This window comes from Shewanella sp. 11B5, assembly GCF_002836795.1.
Classification (GTDB): domain Bacteria; phylum Pseudomonadota; class Gammaproteobacteria; order Enterobacterales; family Shewanellaceae; genus Shewanella; species Shewanella frigidimarina.
In genome coordinates this window covers 1-2,837 of the sequence record NZ_PJAP01000964.1, presented here as the reverse complement: position 1 = coordinate 2,837, position 2,837 = coordinate 1, and the positions used below count along the sequence as shown (strand labels likewise).

3 protein-coding genes are annotated in these 2,837 nt (G+C 45.6%); all 3 read left to right on the top strand.

The window, feature by feature from the left end; genetic code table 11:
* The first annotated feature begins 24 nt into the window (after positions 1-24).
* Positions 25-1,473 (top strand): LamG domain-containing protein, encoded by a 1,449-nt coding sequence (locus tag CXF78_RS18890; RefSeq protein WP_257984953.1) that lies wholly within the window; start codon positions 25-27, stop codon positions 1,471-1,473.
* An 11-nt stretch (positions 1,474-1,484) separates the two neighbouring features.
* The gene (locus CXF78_RS21560; RefSeq protein ID WP_180957218.1) at positions 1,485-1,625 is read left to right on the top strand and encodes a hypothetical protein; all 141 of its coding nucleotides are present in this window, start codon (positions 1,485-1,487) and stop codon (positions 1,623-1,625) included.
* On the top strand, positions 1,618-2,837 hold a 1,220-nt coding region (locus CXF78_RS18885), incomplete at its 3' end, for a general secretion pathway protein GspF (protein ID WP_102037618.1). The genes CXF78_RS21560 and CXF78_RS18885, both read left to right, overlap by 8 nt.

Sequence of the window (2,837 nt, the reverse complement as noted above, 5' to 3'; positions counted from 1 at the left end):
TAAGAAGACAGGGGCAGTTGGGGCTTGTCGTTTACTAACGGTAAAGCGCAAGCGAGTACCGCTAACAGCAAAAAACTGCATGATTTGATTACTGCCACTGGTGAGCTTTCTGTTGAAGCATGGGTCACTCCCAATAATGTAACTCAAGAAGGCCCTGCCCGTATTGTGACCTATTCTGCAGGTGATGATGCTCGTAACTTTATCTTAGGACAAACCCTATATAATTATGATGTTATGCTTCGTACTGAAGCGTCAAATACTAATGGTGAGCCGGCATTAAGTACGCCAGATGCCGATGAAGTATTACAGGCAACATTGCAGCATGTAGTGATGACCTACAATGCCACCGCTGGCCGCAGTATTTACGTTAATGGTCAATTGATTGATGTGGCCGATGAAGACATTGCGCCACTGGCCAATTGGGACGACAGCTTTGCGCTAATTTTGGGTACAGAAGCGTCAAACCAGCATGTATGGCAAGGCGACATTCGCTTATTGGCTATTTATAATCGGGTGCTCGCACCTGAGCAAGTACAGCAAAACTATAATGTTGGAGTGGGTGAAAAATTCTTTTTACTGTTCTCGATAAGTCATTTAATTGATCTTCCCAATACCTACGTCATGTTTGAAGTCAGTCAGTTTGATAACTACAGCTATTTATTTAGCAATGCAGCTATTGTGAACATTGATGGTACGCCTGTTGCCGACAGTTTTGATATTAAAGGCTTACGTATTGGTATTAACGGTAAAGAAAGTGCCCAAGGTCAGTCTTATGCTAATTTGGACTTGTCTTTATCGGCAAGCCAAGCAATTGCTGAGCCGTTTTCAATATCTTCTCTGGGCACCATTATCGCCCTTGAAAAAGGCGCTAATTTGGATGAGTTTTTCTTAACCTTTGAACAATTGGGCGAACACACCAATGTGGTGTTACCTGGGGTATTTGTTACCCCAGCCGAGGTGCCTGCAACGACTCAGTCGGCCCAAGTTGGCGTGCGTAACTTTGCTGAAATCAATCACAGTATGAGTATGCTCACGGGCGTTGACCAGAAGTCAACTAAAGTGTTTAACACCTATCAATTAGTTAAGCGCCAATTACCGAGTCTTGAAAATATTGAAACCTTTATTTCAGCCCAGCAAATGGGCATTACCCAGCTTGCCATTGCCTATTGTGACACTGCGATTGAAGACAACACTCTTCGTGGTAATTGGTTCCCTGATGTGGACTTTACTGCCGTGCCTAGTGTGGCGTTAAATTCGACGAATCGCGCTAATTTATTGAACCCATTAATTAACCAACTTATGCCGTTATCGTTAGCTAGTCAGCCAAGCCAAAGTTCAGTTTACAATGAGCTGGATAGCTTGGTGAGCAGTCTGTCGGTTTGTAGTGGCACTTGTACTGCTGAGCGCACCCGTACTATCGCTAAGTCTAGTTGCGCAGCCGTATTGGCCAGTGCCGTGATGCTAGTGCAATAGGAGGCGACAGTATGAAACGACACATAAAACGATTGATACCATTAACCGCGCAGCAGCTTAGGCAAATGGTTGTTGGACTGACTGTTTCACGATTAACTTATGCAACCGATATAGCCGTAATACAAGCACAAAAAGGATTCAACAATGACTAGACCTAAGCACCTTCATCCAGACAGTCCATTGTTGTTTGCTGATCACCGTAAGCCGATGACTAGGCGAGATTTTATTTCGACAGGCTTGTACAAAGGCGGCGCTGCAGTTGCTGGTTTGTCACTATTTAGCCTGTTTGCTAACCCTAACAATGCCCATGCGGCGTTATCGCCCGATCTTGAAGCATTAAGAGACTCTTGTGGCATCAGCGTACAAGGGGCGGGCAAAATTCCGTTTATTAGTTTCGATTTAGCCGGTGGTGCCAATATTGCGGGTTCTAATGTGTTGGTTGGCGGCGCTGGCGGGCAGCAAGATTTCTTATCCACGGCTGGTTATAACAAACTGGGTTTACCAGGTGATATGGCTCCGTCTATTGCAAACCCTAATGCGGGAATGTCTGATTTTATTAATACTGATTTAGGGCTGGCGTTTCACTCTGACTCAGCATTTTTACGCGGGATTTTAGAGAAAGTGTCTTCTGATACCGCATCGCGTATCAACGGTGCTGTGATCCCAAATCGCTCAGACAATGACACGGGCAATAATCCACACAATCCAATGTATGCCATTGCGGCGGCAGGGGCGAACGGTTCGTTAATGCCGCTAGTGGGGTCGCGTAATTCAGATTCAGGCGGCAATTCAATGGCGCCCACCAGCTTTATCGATTTAAGCAAACGGCCCACTAAAATTGACCGACCTTCAGACGTAACGGGTTTAGTGGATGTAGGTGATTTATTCAATTTATTGTCGCAACGTGATGCCGTGGCTGTAATGGAAAGTATTCAACGTATTAGCGCGCAAAAAATGGCGGCGGTGAACACGCAAGTTACCCGCGGTGATGTGATTAAAGATTTGGTTAATTGTGGTTATGTTAAAAGTGCCGATCTTGCCGACCGTTTTGGCGATCCATCAACATTAAATCCATTGTTAGACCCTGATATTGTCGGCCCAGGAGGTATTTTTGGTATTAATGAATTTGACTCAGAGTCTGAGTTCCAAAAAACCGCGTCAATCATGAAGTTAGTGGTGAATGGCTTTTCTGGTGCGGGTACGGTCACCATGGGGGGCTTTGACTATCACACTGGCGAGCGCGCTACCGGTGAGTTAAGAGATTTACGAGCCGGTCGCTGCATGGGCGCGTGTTTAGAATATGCCTCACGTCGTAATATGCCGTTAATGTTATACGTGTTCAGTGATGGCTCTGTTGCCAGTCT